Below are 21,254 nucleotides of genomic sequence, written 5' to 3' on the forward strand. Positions count from 1 at the left end.
GTGCACGATCGATAATCGAAGATACCCCATTGCGAATCGCTGTAAATATCCCGTTATTTTTGTTAATACTATTCCCTCCCACCTTTTCGTGTATGGATAAATTATGAAGTTATTTTCTACCGAGCGAACTGATGTGCATTTGCTTGTCACCGATCTTGCAGAAAGTTTTCAGCGTTATCTGCTTAATAACAAGTCCCATTTAGCGCCGTTCGAACCATTACGTGATGAAGGCTATTTTACACTCGAAAATATATCGCAAAGAATAATAAACTCACTAAACGATTACGAGAATAGAAAGTGTCTGAACCTTGTAGTGACGTTAAAAAATGAAGATCGCATTATCGCCAGTATTAACTTCACTAATTTCATCTTTGGTGTTTTTCAGGCATGCTACTTAGGTTTTTCACTGGATCATGATTGTCAGGGTAAAGGCTTAATGCATGAATCCCTTGAGAAGTCTCTTCGTTATGTGCGTGAAAACTATGGCATGCACAGGATAATGGCCAATCATCTCCCGGATAACGAACGCAGTAGCAATACATTAAGACGTTTGGGGTTTGTAAAAGAGGGATATGCCGAATCCTATTTGAAAATAAACGGTGTCTGGCAGGATCATGTCCTGAACTCATTTGTATTTCCAGAGTGATTCCCCCAACAATATACACTCATGTCGCTTACCAAAATGACCTGTTGGCGATCACGTTAAATTACTGTTCTTCGGAACTAACCGGTCTTCGCGTTATATTTTTAGCATAAAGAGAGGAAAGCTCATGATTGTAAGAACCTGGCACGGCTGTGTTCCACTTAAACATGCAGAAGGTTTCGCGAAACACCTTGAGAAAACCGGAGTCGAGCACGCAAGGAGCATAGAGGGTAATCGAGGCGCGTTCGTGCGCATGGAAGTGCAGGGAGAGTGGGCGCATTTCTTTCTGGCCACTTACTGGCAGGATCTGCAGTCGGTGCGGGAGTTTGCCGGAGAAAACTATCATGTGGCGGTAACTTATCCGGATGATGAAGAATTTGAGCTGCTTTCCGACCCTTACGTTTTCCAGCATGACGTGGAAGCCATTTCACCGCTTTAACCTTGTTTGCGGGCCACCGGTCAGTTACCCATTTGCTATAAAATCCGAATGGCTCCGCATCCGAAGACACAGCGTATCCGGCAGCGCGACTTATTTTTATCGCCTGTCTGCCGGTAAGTCAGGAAAGGGCAAGCACCGTGTTGAAACCGGTCGGCCTGGAGAGGTCGCAAGATTCTACGTGGCGACGCTTAAGTCTCCATCACTGAAAGGAGACGACAACATTACCTGCCATGTTCATAAGGATAACCCGATGACAGATATCACTATCAAACCGGCACAGAGCGAGCATCTGGCGGCATTAAGGGCGATTGAACTCGCCTCGTTTGAAACATTGCGTGTCACCGGCGCGGTGACAGGTGAGCCGGTTGCGGGCAGCCTGGATGATTTCAGCAGGTTGAGCAAGGAAGGAATTCTCTTCGCGGCATTCGCAGCAGAGGAGATCCCGGTTGGTTTCGCCGGGGCTTATATTACGGCGAACTGGCTGCATATCGCCGAAGCAGATGTGCATCCAGACTGGCAGCGGCAGGGAATTGGCCGACGGCTGATAAATGCGCTTCTGGCTGAAGGTAAGGCTCACGGTTTAACCGGCGCTTCGTTGACGACCGATCGTTATGCTCCCTTTAACGCCCCTTTTTATGCCTCTTTGGGGTTCGAAATTGTGCAAGAAGAGGCCCTCTCGCCACGGCTAAAAGACTTACTGGCAGCAGAAACGATCTCCGGGCTGGCACCGCTGCGCCGGGTTGCTATGCAATTGGTGTATTGAGTCACCTTTTCTATACCCGATTGCGCTTTCTTCCTGCTCTCAGCGTATCTCTCGATGGCTTTCATTAGCGCGGCGGATGTCCGGTCATTTTTGTCGCGCTCCTGACGGGAATGAGCAAAGGCAATATGCAAAGTACCAGCAGTGCAACAACGATTAATGTCTGTTTCACCCCAATCGCATCACCCGCCAGGCCATAGATAAGCGGCATAAGCGCGCCACATCCCAACGATGCGGTATAGAAAATAGCAAATGCGCGGGTTTGCTGATGCGGTCTGGCGAGTTCGGCTACGCTGCCATACAGAATGGACGACGTTCCGTTCAGCGCGATACCCAGCGGAACCAACAGCAGCCAGCTTACCTGTAAAGGGGCAACCGTCATTCCCAGTACAATGGCCGACGTAATGATCTCACTGGCTGCGACGGTTTTAATTACGCCGAGTTTTGTTGCCAGCACCCCGCAAACCAGTTTGCCAAATGCCCCGCCAATAAAAATTAAGGTCAGCGCAAAGCCAATTTGCGTTGCAGAAGCTCCCCTTGCGGCCATTAAAAAGGGAAGGAACGTCAGCGTGCCGGTACGCGTGGCGTTGTCGATACTGCCAATCACGCACAGCGCAGTGAAAGCACGTTTACGAAGCGGCTCGGGAAGTTTTACGCAGGAGGAGGCCTGTTGCTTCTGCTGTGTCGCCTCTTTGCCCGCCAGCGTAGCCACCTGGGGCGTTTTTTTGCCATCCGCAGGCAGTAACACATAGAGACCGAGAGTAACGAGGAAACCCAAAAGCGCAATCAACTGCAGTGCGGTTCCCCACGTGATAACCAACAGGCAGGCAGAAAGCGCACTGGGGATGATCCCTTTACCCACATCGCCGAAAAAGTTGTAGGTGCTGAGTGCGATACGGGCGCGCTGAGGGGGATAAAACCGCGTAATAAAGCTGGAGGAGAGCGGATGTTGAACGCTGGCGCCAAGGCCGCCGATCACAATCAATATCATGAGCTGTATCAGCGTTTCTGACGTTCCATACAGCAGCAGCGCGACGGTTAAAAGCAGCGTGCCGCCGATTAACACTTTCCGCTCGCCGTATTTTCTGCCCAGTTCTCCCGATGGGATCTGAAACGCCGACATCGCACCAGAAAACAGCATCTTCAGTAAACCGATCTGCGCCATTGAAAGCCCAAATTGCTGCTGCCAGAGGGCAAAAAGCACATAGTGCATATCCGTCGCACCATCATGGAAAAGGTGAGCAAGGCCGGTTGCACCCAGCACTTTGCGGCTCTGCGGTTTCTCGACGGTCGGCGAACTTTCTTTCTCAATGGAACCTGAATCCACGCTCATTCTTCCTCCTGCGCTATTAATGGCTATATTCACACTAAACCGGGCAGGGAAAACAGCGTGTTGTTATGTTTGTTTTGCATAAGCAATCCCGGTTTTTAACGGGCGATTTTATTTGCTGATAGCTATTCAGCCGCTAATTTCATTCTATTTATTGTGGAATGACGCAGAGGGAAAACCGGCGGAATCTGTGCACGTTTTAATTCTACCCGGTGGCAGGAAGAGATCTGGGCCAGATATGAAGCGGATTTATCCCTCAGTTCGGTGACAGTTGGGTCAGCATCAGAATAAAGGGAATGGTCACCGCCGCCAGCACCGTTTGCACGGAGATAATCCCGGCAGAAAGCCGATGATCGCCGCCGAGAAGTTTGGTCATGATATAGGCGGAAGGCGTACAGGGCAGGGCATTAAACAGGACGACGGTGGCCAGTACCGGCCCGGAAATACCCAATTCAACGCCAATAAACAGCGTGATAAGCGGTACCAGTAATAATTTCACAAACGACGACTGTAATACCGGCCCGTGCGCCGAGCGCGCAGCTTTAAGATCGAGCCCTGCGCCAACCGCCAGCAAGCCCAGCGGCAGCGATGCGCCGCCGAGAATATGCAGAATATTGCCGATCATATCCGGAAGTTTGAGCGTACTGACATTAAACGCCAGCCCCGCGACCACTGAGATAATCACCGGGTTACGTACCAGTGCTCTGACTATCTGCCATACGCCAGGCCTTTTGCCCTGCCCGTAATGCATCAGGATGATGATAGACGCGACATTCAGCAGGGGAATTGCCACCGCGATACTGATAGACGTGACCGTCAACCCGGTAGTGCCGTAAGTGGCCGCCGCCGCCGCAACGCCAATATAGGTGTTAGGGCGCAGCGCGCCCTGAATAACGGAAGAAAAGACGGTTCCCGGCTGGCTTCGCCATATTCGCCACAACCAGAGTGACACTGCGCCAATCGCCACGGCGCCCAGAATCGACCATGCTATTGGCCTGACCGGAAAATCATTCAGGCTCGCCGTCGCCACCTGAGAAAACATCAGCGCCGGAAACAGCCAGAAATAGTTGAGCTTTTCGCAGGGCAACCAGAACTGATGATCAAGCAGGTTTTTGGCCCGCAGTACAAATCCCATAACAATCAGGAACATCACCGGTGCAAGCGAAGACAGCGTCGTCATCATTTCTCAAATGTATCCTTTCGTCAGTACCAGCAGACCGTAAATGGCAATAAAACCTGTCAGCAGACGTTCATAAAGCGGCGCGCTTGCCCGGCGGAAGAGTAAATTCCCCACCGCCCGGTAGATAAATAAGGCCACGGGAGCGGCGATAAGACCTTCAATACTTAATGCTGCAGGACGAAGCAGCGCCAGAGTTGCGAGCAAGTGAGTGTGTATTTTTTATGACAGTTTTTTGACTTGCTTTTAAATGATAATTTTTGCCTTTATATATCTTTTGATTATATATCAGAGTAAATCTGATATTATTGCCTGCCAGCATTGCTGTTACTGCTTTGCTGAATATCAGAAATTAAAATCCCGAAAATAAATATCAGTTGTTATCACAAGAAATATAAATAATGCGTTTTGTCTTATGGTGACAGACGATGATTTTCTCGGGCGAGCGTTTTTATTCCTGTTGCTCAACTCGTGTGGTAGATGTTGCAGCGCAGAGAATCTCTTCTGCGCCAGCCGTTATGGGATATGTTGTGACCGGCGGCAATTCATTCAGCGTACGTGCTGAATTGCGCATGGATTAATTTCCGCAGCCATTGGTGCGCGTTACCGCCATCCGAGCGGCGGTGCCACAGCAGGTGAAACGCAATCTCCGGCAGTGCCAGCGGCGGCTTGAGCAGTACAACATTGTCATTGGCTTCATCCGCCAGCACGCTGCGCCGAAGCACGGTCGCAACATAGCTGGTCTGCGCAATAATCCGCGAGACGGCCGACATCGTGGGCAGCGTCAGGCGCACCATTCTGCTGAGCCCCTGCTTGCGGAGCTGCTCATCCACCAGGCCGTAGTGATTGCCTTCGGGCGAGACCAGAATGTGCTTCATGGCGAGATAGCGTTCCAGCGTCATGCCGTCACGGGCGGCATCGCTGTCGCGACGTACGAGAGTGACAAACTCATCGCGGATCAAAGGCTGCGACAGGATGCGTTTTTCCGCCTGGGTTGGCACGATACCGATGACCAGATCGACCTCGCCGCTATCAAGCATCGCCACGGACTGATCGCGATCGACAAAGGTGCGCACATGGATCGTTACGTCCGGCGCCTGCTGGCTGACCGCGCGCATAATCGTCGGCATGAACACCATCAGCGGGTATTCCGACATGCCAAGTGTGAAGGCCATGCTTCGATTCTGCGGGCTGAACGCCTCTTCCGGTGCCAGCAGGTGGGTTATTTCGTCCAGCGCGCGGCCGACATGCACATGGATCTCTTTCGCTCTCGCCGTGGGCAGTAATCCGCTGGCGCTGCGAATAAACAGCGGATCGGCAAAATGGCTACGCAGACGTGCAAGCGCGGCGCTCATTGCTGGCTGGCTGACTGACGCCTTACCGGCAGCGCGGGTGACATTCTGCTCTTCCATCAGCGCGTTAAAGGCGACGAGAAGATTCAGATCAAGCCCTCTAAAATCCATAAAACGGATACTCCTCTATATCTTATATTTGTTTTATTTATTGATATCGCGAATGTGATACTAGCGGCGTACGGCAAATAAACCAATGCAAAACCGTCAGCCTGCGAGGTAGGTAGTGATGTCAGACCATAATGAAATAGCGAATCGTCTTGTGCGCGAGCGCGAGGCCGTAGAAAAAATCTATCAGGCGTTTAGCCTGCAAAACCCGGATCTGCTCGATGAAGCGGTGACGCCAGACTGGCAGGATATTCCGCTGGCTCCCGGCCAGGCAGCCGGGCCGCAAGGGCTAAAACCCATCATCAGAAGCTTTATCGCGGCTTTTCCCGATGTGCAGATTGTCATTCAGGATCTGATGCAGCTTCCCGGTAAGATTGCCGTTCGCGCGGAGATTACCGGGACGCATCAGGGAACGTTTATGGGGATGGAAGCGACGGGGAAATTTGTGCGCATCCGTTTGCATGAGATGCACGAACTTAACGGTGAGCGCGTGACAAAAACCTGGCATATGGAAGACTGGCTCGGGCTGTTTATGCAGTTGGGCAAGACGCCTTCTCTGCCTTAAGCGCAAAAAAATCCACGCCGTAGCGTGGATTTTTGCTTTTATGGGGATCAGAAGTTGATGTTCGCCGTCACGCCGCCGACAAAGGCGTCATCAACCTGGCTGACTGCGCCCGGTGCGGAAATGTATTGCAGGTTCGGGCGAATTTGCAGCCATTTCGTCGCCTGAATGTTGTAATAGATTTCGTAGTCGTACTCGGAACCGTCCTGAATCGGCAGATAGGCCAGGCTGTTGTAGTCCGTCTCACCGTTGAAGCGGTTCTCGTCGTCCAGCAGGCGGGTGTAGGAGGAGTTGATATGGATACGGCCTGCGCCGATACCAATTTCATCCTGCGGACGCGCGTCAAACGGCCCTTTCCACGTCAGCGCAATCGACTGATAGTTGTCGGTTTTTGACGTTTTGTGATCGTTCATCACCGCCTGAACGGTCAGCGTAATACCGCGATCGCTGGAGCCGCCCTGCGCGGTCAGTTGTTGCTGGGCGAGGATATAGCCGCCGTAAGAGTGGGCGGTATCCTGATAACTGCCATCGCGCCATGAGCCGTAAACATTATCGTTGGTCGAGGAGTAGTAGTAACCAAGACGATAATTCCCCGGCAGTTTGTCCGCGCCGAGCAGCGGTTTCCAGCCCAGTTCTACCGGAACCAGGTTACCTTCGGTCGGGTTGAATTCAAAACGGAAACCGTCACCGCGATCATAGTTATACGGGTTCTGGTTGTAGAAACCGACCTGCATAAAGACTTCCGGCGTGAAGTTAATACGCACGCGACCGCCCCACTGGGAAACCGGCCAGTTGTACCAGTGATCGCCGCGCCAGTTACCCGCCTGGCCGCTGCCGAACGCCAGGTTCTGGAACTTACTGTCGAAATTATCGAAATCTTCGCCTACGGTCACACGCCCGGCTTTCACATCCAGCACATCGTCAAAGAAGCCTTTACGTAGCCAGAACTGTGTCAGACGCCAGGTCTGCCCGCGGCCGTACACTTCCTGCGGGGAAGAGAGCATGCCGGTACGCGGATCGGCCACTTGATCGGCGACATTCTGCCCGTCACGGTTAGTGATGGTTAACTGGAACTCGGCATCCTGCCAGTTGAGCAGTTTTTGCAGATCGAGATTAACGCCGAACACCTGCTGATCGCTGTAGCGCGCCGTCGTTGAGGTGTTATAGCCGCCAGCCAGGTTTGATGCGGCTTCCATGGTGTAATTCACCTGGAAATCGACACCCTCTTTCTGTAGCTCGGTGCGGGTTCCGCCCCAGTCACCAAACATCCACGGGGAATCGGCGCTGAAGGCGTCCGCCGCATGGGCAAGGCTGGGTTGCAGACAAAGGAATAAGGCTCCGGCTAAAGCAGATATTACAGGTTGTTTCACCACTGTTTTTATATATTTCATAATGTTTGTTCTTAGGCAAGGGGAGTTGTTCGGAATTTTGAGTGTAATAACTGCAAATTCTGAGTTTTATAAATTTGTGCGAGTAAAATTATCTTGCCAAAAAAATATGATCGTCAGCACAAAATTAGCTTCACAGTATTTTCATTTGCTATTTTTAGTGAATGACTTTGCGTAAGCCGTGCCGAAATAACCCTCAACCCGGCGGCAAAAAAAGAGGAATAAAGCGCCTTTCTGCCCGGTATATCTCTTACAAATAATTCGCGTGGGTGAAAAAAAACGTTAGCGGACCCGGGAAGGCGGCGTCGAAAAGCGTTTTTTAAACTGCTCCGCAAATCGTGCATAAGAGAGATAGCCGCACTGTTCTGCGACCCATTGCAGGGTGAAGGAGGTGGTTTGCAGCAGGAACATCGCATGCATCATACGTGTTTCCAGCAGCAGTGTTTCGAAGCGGGAATGTTCATCCGACAGTCGGCGTCTTAATGTTGATTCACTCATCGCCAGCCGTTTTCCCGCCTCTTTCACCGTCCAGTGTTGCTCCGGCGCTTTTTGCAATAATTCCCGGAGTTGCAGGGTGACAGAGCGTTTCGCCAGCGGTAAAAAACAGTGGCCGTGCTCCGCCAGCACCAACAGCAGATCCAGCAGCCGTAACGTCAGGCGGTTATCATCAAGTTCCGGTCGGTTTAGGCTCGCCTGTAAAGTAAAAAGCGAATCGATAAGTGCTTTCTTCAACGGAATAACGGCGATTTCAGTAACAGAACTGGTGCGGGAAATAACGTCGGTATAGCGTTTGGCAAACTCGCGAATAACGTTTGCTGAGATCGTCAGAAATAATGACTGGAAAGGCTGACCATCACCGTCAGGATATTTTTCAATATCGATACAGGTATCTTGTGCGATAAGACATGCGCGCGTTGATGGCGTCAGAATTTGCGCTGAATGACCTGTATGCAGAACCAGCGAACCTGACAAAATAATAATCAGGGTGGCCTGCGGAAAATAAAAATCCTTTGTGCTCTGGCTATTGCGCAGCAGCGGTCGGGAGAGTGAACAGAGATTATCCCGATGGATTAAACGCGGTGCGGAAAAGAAGCTGCCCCCGGCGGGCTGGATATTCAGCAGCTCATGTGATTCTTTTTCTACCATCGGGGGCTGAAGCATAGTGGAACCTTGATTAACGAACCGTCGGGTTAAGCGAGTAGAGTCCGGTCAATTCAGCTTGCGCCAGGACATTCACCGATTCTATGGCTTTACGGACATTTTGTCCTGTCAATGCGCCATCAACCGGCAGGCTGGCCACATCCAGCGCATACAGCGTAAACACGTAACGATGGACGATTTCATCATTCCACGGCGGGCACGGGCCATCGTAGCCATAATAGTCGCCGCTCATCTGCGCATCGCTGGCAAACCACAGCGAATAGTCGTTTATGCCGTGGCGATAACCTGTTGGCAAGCTGGCGAGCGTTTTTCCTTTTGGCGTCACGCCGGAAGAGAAAGCCGATTCTGCCAGTTCCTGCTGCGTGACGGGAATATCCAGCAAAACCCAGTGATAAAAATCGATGCGTGGCAGCGTGCTGGAAACCACGCGCCCCTCCTGATTAACATCATCGCCGCGGGAAGGAACATCCGGATCGTGGCATAGCAATGCCAGTGATTTCGTCCCTGGTGGGATCTGATCCCAGGCAAGATGCGGGCTGGCATTCTGCGACAACGTAATATGCCCCTCGCTGGCGGGCACGGCGAAGGCGTTTTTTCCGGGAATAACATCACCATTACTGAAGTTCTGGCTGAACAGTTTCATCTCTGCATCCTTATCTCACGTCGCGGGAAAGCGATATGTTACCCCGTGGCGGATTTCAGACAGCAACATATCCAGTCAATTGGCGTCCATATCCGGTCAAAATGACAGTATCAGGCGCAAAAAAGTGACGGACAAACGCCATGTTGTCCGTCACCAGGAGGAGCGTTAACCGGTAAGGCGATTTCCGCCCTTATCGGATGCGCTGCGGTTAGTTGAAGTGAATACCGTCATAAGTGATGCTGCAACAGGCAACATTGCTGACCCGGACGCTGAAGCCCGCTGTACCGGAAGCAACCGTACTGGTCGCGCTGATGGTTGCCGTTCCGTTAGCATCCGTCGTGGTCTGGGTTGTCGACAAGGTCATCGGATCCGTTGTGCTCAGGGTTAGCGTCTGACCGGCGACAGGTTGCCCGTTATCGGGGCGAATCAACTTCACCGCGAAGACGTTCTGATCCACGCCGTTAGCCGGAGAATAATCCGTGATCATCCTGAACATGCTTTGCAGCATGAGGAAATTCACCGGACTTGTCGCTTCGTTACCATTATCCAGAGAAGCGATAACCGTATTTTTTATCGCTGCAAGCGATACCACTTCTGTTCTGGCTTTACCATTGGCATTGGTCGTCGCCTGGGTGCCCAGCACCTGGCTGAGCGTATCCTGGGTTTTAAAAGTGATGTTAACGCCAGCGATTGGATTTCCTTTGATATCCAGCACGGTGGCTTCCACTTCATCCTGATCCACGCCGTCTCTCAATGCATTGTCTTTGGTGGTCATCAGGTTAACCTGCGCCCGCGCCACACGGGATTCGAACTCCACATCAACCTGGCGGCGGGTGCCGTTGTCCAGCGTTGCCGTTACCGTACTGGGGCCGTCCTGAATATTGGTCAGGTCGACCGTTACAGCGCCATTGCTGTCTGTCGTCACGGTTGATGCTGAAGCCACTGCGCCATTATTCGCCGTGATGGTAACGTTCTGTCCAGCCTGTGGCTTACCGTTGTTGTCGGTGACCACTATTCGCACGCTGTTTTTGTCGCTGCCATCGGCCAGCGCATTATTGCGCGTGACGGTCATGCTACTCACGATATAGCTGATAACCGGCGTAAAGTGGGTATCCACCGACGTTGTGGTGCCATTGCTTAACGCCGCCGTTACCGTCGTGGTTCCTGCGGCGGTATTGGTCAGCGTGGCCCAGGCCAGCCCGTCTGCCCCCGTCGTTCCGGTCACCGTCGTAACCTGCGCGCCCTTGTTGGCGGTGAAGGTCACGCTTTCTCCGGCAAGGGCATTGCCGTTACCGTCGGTCACTTCCACCTGTACGGCGTTGGCAGAATTACCATCGGCCAGCGCATTATTGCGCGTGACCATCATGTTGTTCATCATCGCGCTGGTTGACGACGTGAAGGTAGTTTTTACTGACGTTGCTGCACCACTGGCCAGCGAAGCGGTGACGATGGTGCTTCCCGGCAGGGTACTGGTCAGCGTCGTCTCTACAACCCCGTCTGCGTCAGTTGTTCCGCTGCGCGTGACGATTTTCGCCCCGTTACTGGCGCTAAAATTGACGGTCTGCCCGGCAAGCGGGTTGCCGTTACCATCGGTCACTTTTGCCTTCACGGCGTTGGCGGCGGCGCCATCGGCCAGCGCATTATCACGGGTAACGATAAGATCGCTGCCCTGGATGGTGGCGACCGGCGGGTTCACCGTCACCTCTGTGCTGGCACGGTTTGATTTGTTGTCCTGGTTATCCCAGGCCACGGCGCGAATAGGCCAGGTGTTGTTGCCGCTCTGCCACGGTGGGAGAACAACGGTGGCCGTGGTCGTGCCCGTCACATTAATTTTACCGCCAGCGGCCAGCAGCTCTGGCGCATCCCACTCGACGCGTTTCACCCCGTATTTTGCGGTGACGATGGCGTCCAGCGCGATCGTTTCGCCGGCATTGCCGCTTTGCCTGGCCGGTAACGCCAGCGTAATCATCTCCTGCTTACGGTAATCAAGCACAATCGCATTGTTACGTTCGACCAGATCGTGACGGCTTCCGGCCAGGCTACGCATGATACGAACCGCATCCGGATTAAGCTGCTCGCGCAGCGAAACGCCCGGCTGATAACGTAACATCAGCGAGAAGCGGGTATCGCTGATGCCGCTGCCAGTCTGATAATCCACCCCCGTTGTCAGCAGTGGAACGGGCGTCCAGCTCAGCCCTGCTGTAATCGCCCGCGGGTTATTTTGCCGGTTGTTCTTATCAACCAGCGCCACGTGACTTCCCCGATACTGCTCATACACCAGACGGCCGCCCAACTGCGGATAATCAGGCAGCCAGGCTTCGGCGCGAATGTCCCAGCCGTCCGCCGGGCGTTCATCGTAATTGGCGAAATCCCTGGACTGATGCCAGCCCGTGAGGCCGAAATAGCTGTTCGCGCTGAGTTTGAGGTAGTCGGTCCAGGCTTCAGCCCCGAAACCCGCGCGGCGGTTGCTGCCGGTGAAGTCGTTATCCAGGAACAGATTAGCGCCGTACATCCAGCTGCCGTAGAGCGTTCGCCATCCGAGCCCCAGGTTGCCGGTCTGCCGCCCCTCTGGCGCACGATATCCGAGCTGCGCAAACAGGATATTCTTCGGGCCATCATAAAGTGGCAGCAAGAAATCTAACGCGCTATTGCCCAGGTTCCCTTTGGTATCAACGTTCAGTTGTACGCGAGCGGTGCCGAACTGTGAGAGCCAGGCCTGCACTTCACTGTTAGCTGCGCCGGAAAAATGGCCCAGCGCCAGGTTTTTCAATGCCCCGGACTGGTCATCTGCTTGCAGTGCTGCGCCAGTGGCCATCGTGGCAACAGAAAAACGGTTTTCCGTGTTGTTTTGGCTGTCGGTGGTTAAAGAGGGAGTGGGCAGAGCAGCGTGTGCCAGCGGATGCCAGACAGGTAATAGCTGCGTCAGTATCAGTAATCCCGAGGTGGTTTTTTTAATATCCATCAATAATGACTCCATTCCTTGCGGCAGGTGTCCCTAAGAAATAATTATTCATCCCGGTAGTAAAAAGCGCAGTAATCATCCAGTTTGTACTCTATTTCCCGGTTATTTTTCTAACGGCTCTGGAATTTACACCATCTCCGGATTGAATTAAGAAGATAGAATCCTAAAAATGGCGTGGATCGCTGATAAATAATTTTGTGTTATCACGATAAATTATTATATGTTTTTCTTGTCTGGTGACTGGAATATAGGTGGTGACTTTTTTTGAAGAGGTTTTTTGTATTTGTGGATGCGTGTTTTTTTAAAGATTAAGCGTATTTTCTATTTTTAATGAAGATATTTCCCTCTCTGTTTCATTGGGCGGAGGCAAAAAGATAACCGCAGCGGCATCACGGTAGCGGAAGATTTTACGCTCTGTCGCTTATCTTCTGCGCAGATCCCGCTATGCTCTTGTGTCTGGTTGAGGTATGGCAACGGCTTCAGGAGGAAAGAAAATGGGCGTGCAGCAAAACATCCGCAGTATTTTAAATGAACTGGCGCAAAATGCGCAGAGCATTGATAACGCGCAAGCCGGGCAGCTTATCGCGCATATCAGAAAAGCGGGCCATATCTTTTTGCAGGGCGCCGGGCGGAGCGGCATTGCTATCCGTGGTTTCGCCAACCGGCTTTTGCACCTTGGTTTTTCCGTCAGCGTGGTGGGGGAAATGTCTTCGCCGCACAGTAAACCGGGGGATTTATTGATTATCGGTTCCGGTAGCGGCGAAACCGGCAGCCTGAAAAGCCTGGCGCAAAAAGCGGTGGAAAGCGGGGTGGATGTGGCGCTGATTACCCTGAACGCCGACTCTTCCATAGGCCGCATGGCAAACTGCGTACTGGTCTTGCCGGGCACAGCAAAAACAGAGAATGCGCGCATTGAAGGTGCGTTTTCCCAGCCGATGGGTTCTGCTTTCGAGCAGCTCTGTTTTATTACCTGTGACGCGATTATTCTTGAACTGATGGCGCAGCTTGGCGAATCCAGCAACAGCATGTTTAAACGGCACGCTGATTTTGAATAATGATACGGAGCGCGTTGCGCTTCGTTAATACATTTTCCCGCTTCCGATTATTTGCGTGATGACGGTCGTAAATTCTTTATTCTGTTTTGAGCTGACTTGGTGATATTAACATTTCATTATATGATGGTATTTATTTTCGGAGCCAGACAATGAATCGTCACGAACTTATACTCCGCGCCGCCAGAACCTGCATGATAGAAAAAGGCTTTCATAATGCCTCCATTAAAAATATCGCGGCCTGCGCTAATGTCAGCGCCGGGCTTATCTATCGCTATTTTGCAAATAAAGACAGCATCATTGAAGCGCTGGTGACCGACATTGTTAATAATATGCGAAGTCACATAAATGACAAACCCCGGCATGATGAGAATCAGCCGTTAGATATATTCCAGGAATCTGCTTTCTGGGCGGATTTGCAGGATAATATCTTTATGCTGATGGATATCGCCTCCGCTGCGATCCGCAACGAGCGCTATAAAAAGCTGGTGACGGAGGCGCACAACGCCTTGCAGGATGATATCGTTCGGCGCGAGAAACAGCGACACCCGGCAATGGATGAGTCGATTATTCGTACCCGCCATTATGTCATCACCATGCTGCTGGATGGCGTCATTGTGCAGTGCGGCAGAAAAGGCTATGTCATCGACGACGAATTACGCCAGATGATTAATGCGATTTTGCATAATCTGGTGCATGCGAAATAATTTAGTCTCCTTCAGGCGTTCGGGTTGCTAAAAATCAACGTATTAAGACGCAGCAGCTCATTTTCATTGAGTTGCTGATCGTAAACCACCCGACAAATAAAGCCATCGATAATAGTCAGTAGCAGACGAATTTGTGCCCGGCTAAACGGTTGCTGCGTTTCTCTATTCAGGAGTTCGGCGTTTCCGGCAAGATAACTAATGGTTCGTTCTTCTTCATCAGTTAATATTTTGCGCACCTGTTCATTTCTTGAGGCTTCCGAATAGCTTTCCAGTAATAACGCGTGTTCGCGCTGACTCCAGCCGGACCAGAAAGCGGATTCAATATTAAGAAGATCGCTCAGCGTCGTATCAGATCGTAGCTGGCGAAATAAAAACGCTCGCCATTGGGCCGCGACACTTTTTACCACCTCATTAATCAGCGCCTCTTTACTGTGAAAATCACGATAAAGCTGGCCCGCGCCATAACCCGACCGGCTGAATAACTCGGCCATACTGCACCCGTGAAAGCCGTGCTCGCTGAAACAGGCTTTTGCCGCTTCAATGATTATTTGTCGGCGTTCATTTACGCGTTGCTCTTGTTTGTTTGTCGCCAAAATAAGTTACCTGCGGACGGGTAAATATTGCTCCTGTGGCCGCTTTGCCTGTCCACAGGAGCATTAAGGTTAAAGGCCAGCCGGCCGTGGCACTTCAATGTACTCATCATCGATATTGCGCTGGTAATAGTGGCCATCTTTTACGTAATAGCGTTTGCCGTTGTAGTCCAGCACCGACATCGCGCCGCCAGAAGGTCTGTCGACCACCACATAACGACCATCCTGTTTTTGATAATAGAGACCATTCAGCAGGTAGTAGGTTAATCCACCAATCACGATCAGTTCCGCCGCAGGCGGTAAGATGGTCAGGGGCGCATTATCGCGCGGCAACGCGGGGCCTGGGCGGTGCGGATCGCCAAAAGGTGCCGCTATTGTACTGAATGAAAGACTCAGTAAGACGAATAAGGTGCAGGTGTGTTTTTTCATGGTTGCCTTTCCCGGTGTGTCACAAGTATCGAACAGACTCTCTTTACACCCGGCAGAGCATTCTTCTACCGGGTGCTTACACAGTGTCTTAACGCTGCTGCAGTGCTGCCGTTTTCTCTTCCAGCCCTGTACCGCCACCCATCACTTTATACAGCGTTATCAGGTTGGTGTAATACTCCTGCTGCACGCTGACCAGCGAGGTTCTGGCCGTGTATAACGTGCGCTGGGCATCAAGCGCGTTCAACCAGGTATCCACACCATTGCGGTAACGCAGATACGCCAGCCGGTAATACTCTTCGGCCGCTTTGGTATAGTTTTTCTGCGCGGTGAGTTGATCGTTAATCGTACCGCGCCGCGCCAGCGCATCGGCCACTTCCTGGAAGGCCGTCTGCACCGATTTCTCATAGGCCGCTACGTAGTACTCCTTCTGCGCCTTGGTGTAGTTCAACTGCGAAATGTTATAGCCACCAGTGAAGATGGGCAGCGAAATACTTGGCGAGAAGGACCACACCCCGGCGCCGTGTTTAAACAGTGACGACAGGTCGCTGCTTGCCGCGCCGCCGCTGGCGGTCAGCGAGATGCTTGGGAAGAAATTCGCCCGCGCTGCCCCAATGCTGGCATTGGCCGATTTCAGATTATGCTCGGCTTCCAGCACATCCGGACGATTCAGCAGCACGTCGGAAGAGATGCCCGCCGGGATCTCTTTGAACGCATTTGCCACCGCATCAATGTTTTCCGGGATCAGGTTATCCGGCACGGCCCGCCCAACCACCAGATCGAGGGCGTTTTTATCCTGCGCCACGCTGGTCTGGTATTTCGCCACATCGGCGAGCGCCGAATGGTACGTTGTGGCGGCGGAAGAGACATCTACCATTGACGCAGTGCCGTGACGAAGCTGCGCCTGGGTGACTTCCATCGATTGCCGCGCGCTTTCGGCAGTCTCTTTCGCAATGGTCAGATTGCTTTTATCCGCCGCCAGCGTCAGCCAGTAATCCACCGTGTTGTAGAGCACCGTCAGACGCGTACTGCGCGCCCCTTCGACGGTACCCAGCCAGGTTTCATACTGCTCGCGCGTCAGGCTCTGGTTTTTGCCAAACAGATCCAGCTCAAACGAGCTGGTGCTGGCATCGCCTTCATAGCTGGAACTGACAGACGTCCCGCTGCCGGTGTTGTTGAGCGAGCGGGAACGGGTGCCGGTCAGCTCCGCGTTAATGGTCGGGAAGAGGTTCGAACGCTCTTCGCCATACTGCGCCCGCGCGGATTTCACGCTGGCGACTGCTTCCCGCAGGTCGCGGCTGCTGTCGAGCGCCATCGCCACTACCTGGCGCAGGCGGTCATCGAGAATGTACTGCTGCCAGTCGATATCGCGATAGTTATTCCCCTGAGTGCCTTTCAGGGAGGCATAGGCCTCCCCGGCAGGAAGCTGGCCACTGACCGGCGAGGTTGGCCTGTCATAGTGGGGATCCAGCGAAATACAGCCCGCTAACAGAAACGGTACGCATGCTGCTAAAAGTCTTGCTGACATCTTATTCTCCTGATTTTTCTGTCGTTTCGCGCACTGCTTTGTACTCCTCCGGCACGGAAGGGAATACGCGTCTGACCAGCACGAAGAACAGAGGAACAAGGAAAATGGCCAACAAGGTGGCGGCGATTGTCCCCCCGATAATCCCCGTCCCGATGGCGATTCGACTGTTAGCGCCCGCGCCGGTTGAGATAGCCAGCGGCAGTACACCGGCGGTGAACGCCAGCGATGTCATGATGATCGGGCGTAAACGCGTGCTGGCCGCGTGAATCGCCGCCGCCACCAGGTTTTCGCCTCGCCGGTAGTTTTCCTCGGCGAATTCCACAATCAGGATCGCGTTCTTCGCCGACAGGCCGATGATGGTCAGCAGCGCCACCTGGAAGTAGACATCGTTCTCCAGCCCGCGCAGCGTAATGGCTAACAGGGAACCAAATACCCCGAGCGGAACCACCATCATGACCGAGAAGGGCACTGACCAGCTTTCATACAGCGCCGCCAGGCAGAGGAAGACAACAATCAGCGAAATACCATACAGCGACATGGCCTGGTTCCCGGCCAGGCGCTCCTGGTAGGAGAGGTCGCTCCACGCATAGGTGGTGGCTCCACCAGGCAGGGCTTTTGCCAGTTTCTCCATGGTGTTCATCGCTTCCCCGGAACTGCTGCCGGGCGCGGACTGCCCCTGAATCTCATAGGAAGAGAGGCCGTTATAACGGGAGAGCGCATCCGCGCCATAAATCCAGTGCGCAGAAGCGAACGACGAGAACGGCACCATGGTGCTGTTGCCATCGCTGTCGGTACCGCGAACGAACCAGCTATCGATATCCTCCGGCTTGCTGCGGAAGGCTGAATCCCCCTGGATGTAGACTTTTTTCACCCGTCCACGATCCGAGAAGTCATTCACATACGTTCCGCCGATAGCTGAACTGAGGGTACTGTTGACATCGCTGACGGAGACCCCCAGCGACTGCGCTTTCACGTCATCCACATCGACCTGCACTTGCGGTAAGTCCGGCAGTGAGTTCGGGCGCACGCTGGAGAGCGTCGGATCCTTCGCCGCTTCGGCCAACAACTGGTTACGCAGTTTCAGCAGCGTATCGCGGTCGGTGCCGCCGCGCGCCTGCAACTCAAAGGTGAAGCCGTTCGACTGGCCCAGGCCGCTAACCGACGGCGGCGTCAGCACGAAGATCTGCGCATCACGGATCGAGGAGAGGTTCATCATTGCCCGCTTCGCGATCGCATCGGCGCTGTTCTCTGTACCTTTACGCAGATCCCAGTTTTTCAGCGAGATAAAGCCCACCCCGGCGTTCTGCCCGCTACCCGCAAAGCTGAAGCCATCGACCAGCATGCTGACGTTGACGTTATCTTTCTCTTTGGTCTGGAAGTAGTTCTGGATCTGTTTACGCACTTCGAGAGTGCGGTTTTCCGTGGCACCTGGCGCCAGCGTGTACTGCACCATGATGTAACCCTGGTCTTCGGTCGGCAGGAAGCCGGTCGGCAGGCGCATATACATCACTGCGCAGCCGATTAACAGCACGCTGTACAGCGCCAGATAACGGCCCGGACCATGCAGGACTTTCGCCACGCGCTGGTGGTAACGCTCCTGTATTTTCTCGTAGCTGCGGTTGAACCAGCCGAAGAAACCTTTACCGGCATTTTCATGATCGTGCGGCTTCAGCAGCGTGGCGCACAGGGCAGGGGTGAGTGTTAACGCGATGATCACCGACAGCACCATTGACGAGACGATGGTGATGGAGAACTGGCGGTAAATCACCCCCGTGGAACCGCTGAAGAAGGTCATCGGCAGGAACACGGCGGAAAGCACCATGGCGATACCGATCAGCGCTGCGGTGATCTCCTTCATCGATTTTTCTGTCGCTTGCCGTGGCGGCAGCCCTTCTTCCCGCATCACACGCTCGACGTTTTCCACCACCACGATGGCGTCATCGACCAGCAAACCGATGGCGAGCACTATCCCGAACATCGTCAGGGTGTTGATGGAGTAGCCGAAGGCCGCCAGCACGCCGAAGGTTCCCAGTAGCACCACCGGCACGGCAATCGTCGGGATCAAGGTGGTGCGCAGGTTTTGCAGGAACAGGAACATCACCACCACCACAAGGGCGATCGCTTCGGCGAGGGTTTTCACCACTTCCTCAATGGAAATTTTGACGAAGTCGGTGCTGTCGAGCGGATAGTCAATGGCGTAACCGGCAGGCATGGTACTGCGGAACTCATCGACGGTGTTTTTAACCCGTTCTGCGGTGGATAAGGCGTTCGCGCCGGAGGCCAACTGAATGGCGATACCCGCTGCCGGGTGGCCGTTGGCCAGTACGTTGGCGCTGTAATCTTCGCTGCCCATTTCAACCCGGGCGACATCGCTTAAGCGGACAACGGAACCATCGGTTTTGGTTTTCAGCACAATATTGCGGAACTGTTCCGGCGTTTGCAGACGCGAACGCGAACGCACGGTGGCAACCAGTTGCTGCTCGCCGCTGGCCGGTTGTGCCCCTAACTGCCCGGATGAGACCTGGGTGTTCTGGTTTTCCAGCGCGCTTTCCACATCGGAAGGCATCAGCGAGTAAGCGGCCAGCTTGTTCGGGTCCATCCAGATACGCATCGCATATTCCGAACCAAACACCTGCACGCGGCCCACGCCATTAACGCGCGCCAGCACATCTTCCATGTTGCTGACCAGGTAGTCAGAGACATCCGAAGAGGTACTTTTGTTGGTCTTGTCATACAGCGCCATGACCAGCAGGAAGTCGCTTTGCGCTTTCTCCACGGTCACGCCTTGCGAGGTGACCGCATCCGGTAAGCGGCTTTCCGCCTGCTGGACTTTGTTCTGCACCTGCACCTGCGCAATATCCGGGTCGGTACCCTGCTGGAAGGTAACGGTGATTTTGACCTGGCCCGTGGACGCGGTACTGGAGGAGGAGAAATAGAGCATGCCGTCCAGGCCGGTCAGCTGCTGTTCAATCACCTGCGTTACGCTGCTTTCCAGGGTTTCCGCAGACGCACCGGTATAGGTGGCGGAGATCCTGACCTGCGGCGGCGCAACATCGGGGTACTGCGCGATCGGCAGATTATTAATGCTGATAATGCCAAGCAGCATAATGACGATCGAGATAACCCAGGCAAAGACCGGGCGACGGATGAAAAACTGAGCCAGCATAATTACTTCCCTCCGTTTCCATCACTGGATTCGGTAGCGCCGACTTCCACCGCTTTCACTGTCATGCCAGCCTGCACTTTGCTGGTGCCTTCGGTAATTAACCGGTCACCGCTCTGTAACCCTTGAGTTATCAGCCATTTATTGCCGATCACCCGGTCGGTAACCACCTCGCGACTTTCCACTTTATTCTCTTTATTCACCACCAGCGCAGTGCCGTTGCCTTTGGCATCGCGCGTGATCCCTTGCTGCGGCGCAAGGATCGCTTCGCTGCGCACGCCGTTACTGACGGTAGCGCGCACAAACATGCCCGGCAGCAAATCGTGTTCCGGGTTCGGGAAGACGGCGCGCAGCGTCACGCTGCCGGTGGACTCATCAACAGAGACTTCGGTCAGCTCCAGTTTACCAGGATGCTGATACTGGCTGCCGTCATCCAGCGTCACGGTAACGGGAACCGTATTATCGCTGTTCTGCAACTGCTGTTTTTTCAGTTTCAGCAGTTGCGTGCTCGATTGTGTTAAATCGACGTAAATCGGATCAAGGGTACGGATGGTTGCCAGCGCCGTGGTCTGGCTGGCGGTGACCAGCGCGCCAGGCGTAACGGAGGAAATACCAATGCGACCGGAAATCGGCGCTCTGACTTTGGTGTAACCGAGGTTGATTTTGGCGCTCTCCACGGCGGCGCGATACTGCGCGACGGAAGCCACGTTTTGTTTGTAGGTGGCCATGGCGTCGTCCGCATCCTGACGAGATACGCCATTCTCTTTCACCAATGCGGCATAACGCTCGGCTTTCAGTTTGCTGCTGTTAACAATCGCCACTGCATTCTGCAACTGGGCGATGGCTTCATCGTAGCTTGCCTGATACGTTGCCGGGTCAATTTCGTATAGCACCTGGCCCGCGACAACATCGTCTCCTTCTTTAAATAACCGTTTCTTGATGATGCCTTCGACTTGCGGGCGAACATCAGAAACCATGGTGCCAGTGACGCGTCCTGTCAGGTCACTGAATAGTGTTACCGGTTCGGCCTTCAGCGTGACCACGCCAACTTGCATTGCCATCGCACCTGCATTCGTTTCCGGTTTTTGGTCGCAGGCGACAATCAGACATGCCAGTACGGCCACCATTATTCTTTTCAATGCCATTTGCAAACCTCAGTAATGAACGTTCATTCTCATGCGGGAGGATAGCAAAATGAAGGCGAAAAAATATACGAGGAAAAGTGAAGATATAAAGGATATTTGCTTACAGGCGGATACGTTT

The 21,254-nt window shown here is 53.4% G+C and carries 19 protein-coding genes; 6 read left to right on the plus strand and 13 right to left on the minus strand.

Translation table 11 applies throughout. The features are described 5' to 3' along the window. Positions 1 to 103: 103 nt before the first annotated feature. The 3 genes from CWM66_RS21635 (at position 104) to CWM66_RS21645 (ending at position 1,845) form a co-directional block, all read left to right on the plus strand. Positions 104 to 646 (plus strand): GNAT family N-acetyltransferase, encoded by a 543-nt coding sequence (locus CWM66_RS21635; RefSeq protein ID WP_107147273.1) that lies wholly within the window; start codon positions 104 to 106, stop codon positions 644 to 646. Between the two features lie 124 nt (positions 647 to 770). After that, on the plus strand, positions 771 to 1,082 hold the full coding sequence (locus tag CWM66_RS21640) for a hypothetical protein (RefSeq protein ID WP_035887746.1): 312 nt from the start codon (positions 771 to 773) through the stop codon (positions 1,080 to 1,082). Positions 1,083 to 1,332: 250 nt separating this feature from the next. Beyond that, positions 1,333 to 1,845 (plus strand): GNAT family N-acetyltransferase, encoded by a 513-nt coding sequence (locus CWM66_RS21645; protein ID WP_107147274.1) that lies wholly within the window; start codon positions 1,333 to 1,335, stop codon positions 1,843 to 1,845. Between the two features lie 64 nt (positions 1,846 to 1,909). Here CWM66_RS21645 and CWM66_RS21650 read toward each other — a convergent pair whose 3' ends face one another. The 4 genes from CWM66_RS21650 to CWM66_RS21665 all read right to left on the minus strand — a co-directional run bounded on the left by CWM66_RS21650 (position 1,910) and on the right by CWM66_RS21665 (position 5,812). Continuing rightward, positions 1,910 to 3,175, minus strand: a complete 1,266-nt coding sequence (locus tag CWM66_RS21650) for an MFS transporter (RefSeq protein WP_107147275.1) — start codon at positions 3,173 to 3,175, stop codon at positions 1,910 to 1,912. A gap of 253 nt (positions 3,176 to 3,428) precedes the next feature. Beyond that, positions 3,429 to 4,355 (minus strand): AEC family transporter, encoded by a 927-nt coding sequence (locus CWM66_RS21655; protein WP_071921320.1) that lies wholly within the window; start codon positions 4,353 to 4,355, stop codon positions 3,429 to 3,431. Between the two features lie 3 nt (positions 4,356 to 4,358). Beyond that, positions 4,359 to 4,556, minus strand: a complete 198-nt coding sequence (locus tag CWM66_RS21660; RefSeq protein ID WP_186298767.1) for a hypothetical protein — start codon at positions 4,554 to 4,556, stop codon at positions 4,359 to 4,361. 338 nt (positions 4,557 to 4,894) lie between these two features. Next, positions 4,895 to 5,812: a LysR family transcriptional regulator gene (locus CWM66_RS21665; protein ID WP_107147276.1), complete on the minus strand. Its 918-nt coding sequence runs from the start codon at positions 5,810 to 5,812 to the stop codon at positions 4,895 to 4,897. Between the two features lie 118 nt (positions 5,813 to 5,930). Here CWM66_RS21665 and CWM66_RS21670 point away from each other — a divergent pair, with 118 nt between their 5' ends. Then, on the plus strand, positions 5,931 to 6,374 hold the full coding sequence (locus CWM66_RS21670; protein ID WP_071921318.1) for an ester cyclase: 444 nt from the start codon (positions 5,931 to 5,933) through the stop codon (positions 6,372 to 6,374). Between the two features lie 47 nt (positions 6,375 to 6,421). Here CWM66_RS21670 and CWM66_RS21675 read toward each other — a convergent pair whose 3' ends face one another. The 4 genes from CWM66_RS21675 to CWM66_RS21690 all read right to left on the minus strand — a co-directional run bounded on the left by CWM66_RS21675 (position 6,422) and on the right by CWM66_RS21690 (position 12,525). Next, positions 6,422 to 7,762, minus strand: a complete 1,341-nt coding sequence (locus CWM66_RS21675; protein WP_107147277.1) for a carbohydrate porin — start codon at positions 7,760 to 7,762, stop codon at positions 6,422 to 6,424. 279 nt (positions 7,763 to 8,041) lie between these two features. Beyond that, positions 8,042 to 8,920: an AraC family transcriptional regulator gene (locus tag CWM66_RS21680; protein WP_107147278.1), complete on the minus strand. Its 879-nt coding sequence runs from the start codon at positions 8,918 to 8,920 to the stop codon at positions 8,042 to 8,044. A gap of 13 nt (positions 8,921 to 8,933) precedes the next feature. Continuing rightward, complete coding sequence (locus CWM66_RS21685; RefSeq protein ID WP_007370466.1) at positions 8,934 to 9,563, minus strand: YbhB/YbcL family Raf kinase inhibitor-like protein; 630 nt, start codon at positions 9,561 to 9,563, stop codon at positions 8,934 to 8,936. 208 nt (positions 9,564 to 9,771) lie between these two features. Next, complete coding sequence (locus CWM66_RS21690) at positions 9,772 to 12,525, minus strand: inverse autotransporter beta domain-containing protein (protein ID WP_158262963.1); 2,754 nt, start codon at positions 12,523 to 12,525, stop codon at positions 9,772 to 9,774. 494 nt (positions 12,526 to 13,019) lie between these two features. On the opposite strand from CWM66_RS21690, the gene hxlB reads away from it, so the two are divergent. Continuing rightward, complete coding sequence (hxlB, locus tag CWM66_RS21695; RefSeq protein ID WP_007370469.1) at positions 13,020 to 13,580, plus strand: 6-phospho-3-hexuloisomerase; 561 nt, start codon at positions 13,020 to 13,022, stop codon at positions 13,578 to 13,580. A gap of 149 nt (positions 13,581 to 13,729) precedes the next feature. Next, positions 13,730 to 14,284 carry a TetR/AcrR family transcriptional regulator gene (locus CWM66_RS21700; protein WP_035887750.1) on the plus strand — a complete coding sequence of 185 codons (555 nt, stop codon included), beginning with the start codon at positions 13,730 to 13,732 and terminating at the stop codon, positions 14,282 to 14,284. 11 nt (positions 14,285 to 14,295) lie between these two features. Here the strand turns inward: CWM66_RS21700 and CWM66_RS21705 are convergent, their stop codons facing one another. The 5 genes from CWM66_RS21705 to CWM66_RS21725 form a co-directional block, all read right to left on the minus strand. Beyond that, positions 14,296 to 14,877 (minus strand): TetR/AcrR family transcriptional regulator, encoded by a 582-nt coding sequence (locus tag CWM66_RS21705; RefSeq protein ID WP_158262964.1) that lies wholly within the window; start codon positions 14,875 to 14,877, stop codon positions 14,296 to 14,298. Between the two features lie 69 nt (positions 14,878 to 14,946). Next, the gene (locus tag CWM66_RS21710) at positions 14,947 to 15,303 is read right to left on the minus strand and encodes a DUF6515 family protein (RefSeq protein WP_007370472.1); all 357 of its coding nucleotides are present in this window, start codon (positions 15,301 to 15,303) and stop codon (positions 14,947 to 14,949) included. A gap of 88 nt (positions 15,304 to 15,391) precedes the next feature. After that, positions 15,392 to 16,828, minus strand: a complete 1,437-nt coding sequence (locus CWM66_RS21715) for an efflux transporter outer membrane subunit (RefSeq protein ID WP_007370473.1) — start codon at positions 16,826 to 16,828, stop codon at positions 15,392 to 15,394. A 1-nt stretch (position 16,829) separates the two neighbouring features. After that, complete coding sequence (locus tag CWM66_RS21720; RefSeq protein WP_035887757.1) at positions 16,830 to 19,994, minus strand: efflux RND transporter permease subunit; 3,165 nt, start codon at positions 19,992 to 19,994, stop codon at positions 16,830 to 16,832. 2 nt (positions 19,995 to 19,996) lie between these two features. Continuing rightward, positions 19,997 to 21,136 (minus strand): efflux RND transporter periplasmic adaptor subunit, encoded by a 1,140-nt coding sequence (locus tag CWM66_RS21725; protein WP_107147281.1) that lies wholly within the window; start codon positions 21,134 to 21,136, stop codon positions 19,997 to 19,999. Between the last annotated feature and the right edge of the window lie 118 nt (positions 21,137 to 21,254).

It is taken from the genome of Kosakonia sp. H7A (assembly GCF_003028445.1).
GTDB classification, from domain to species: domain Bacteria; phylum Pseudomonadota; class Gammaproteobacteria; order Enterobacterales; family Enterobacteriaceae; genus Kosakonia; species Kosakonia radicincitans.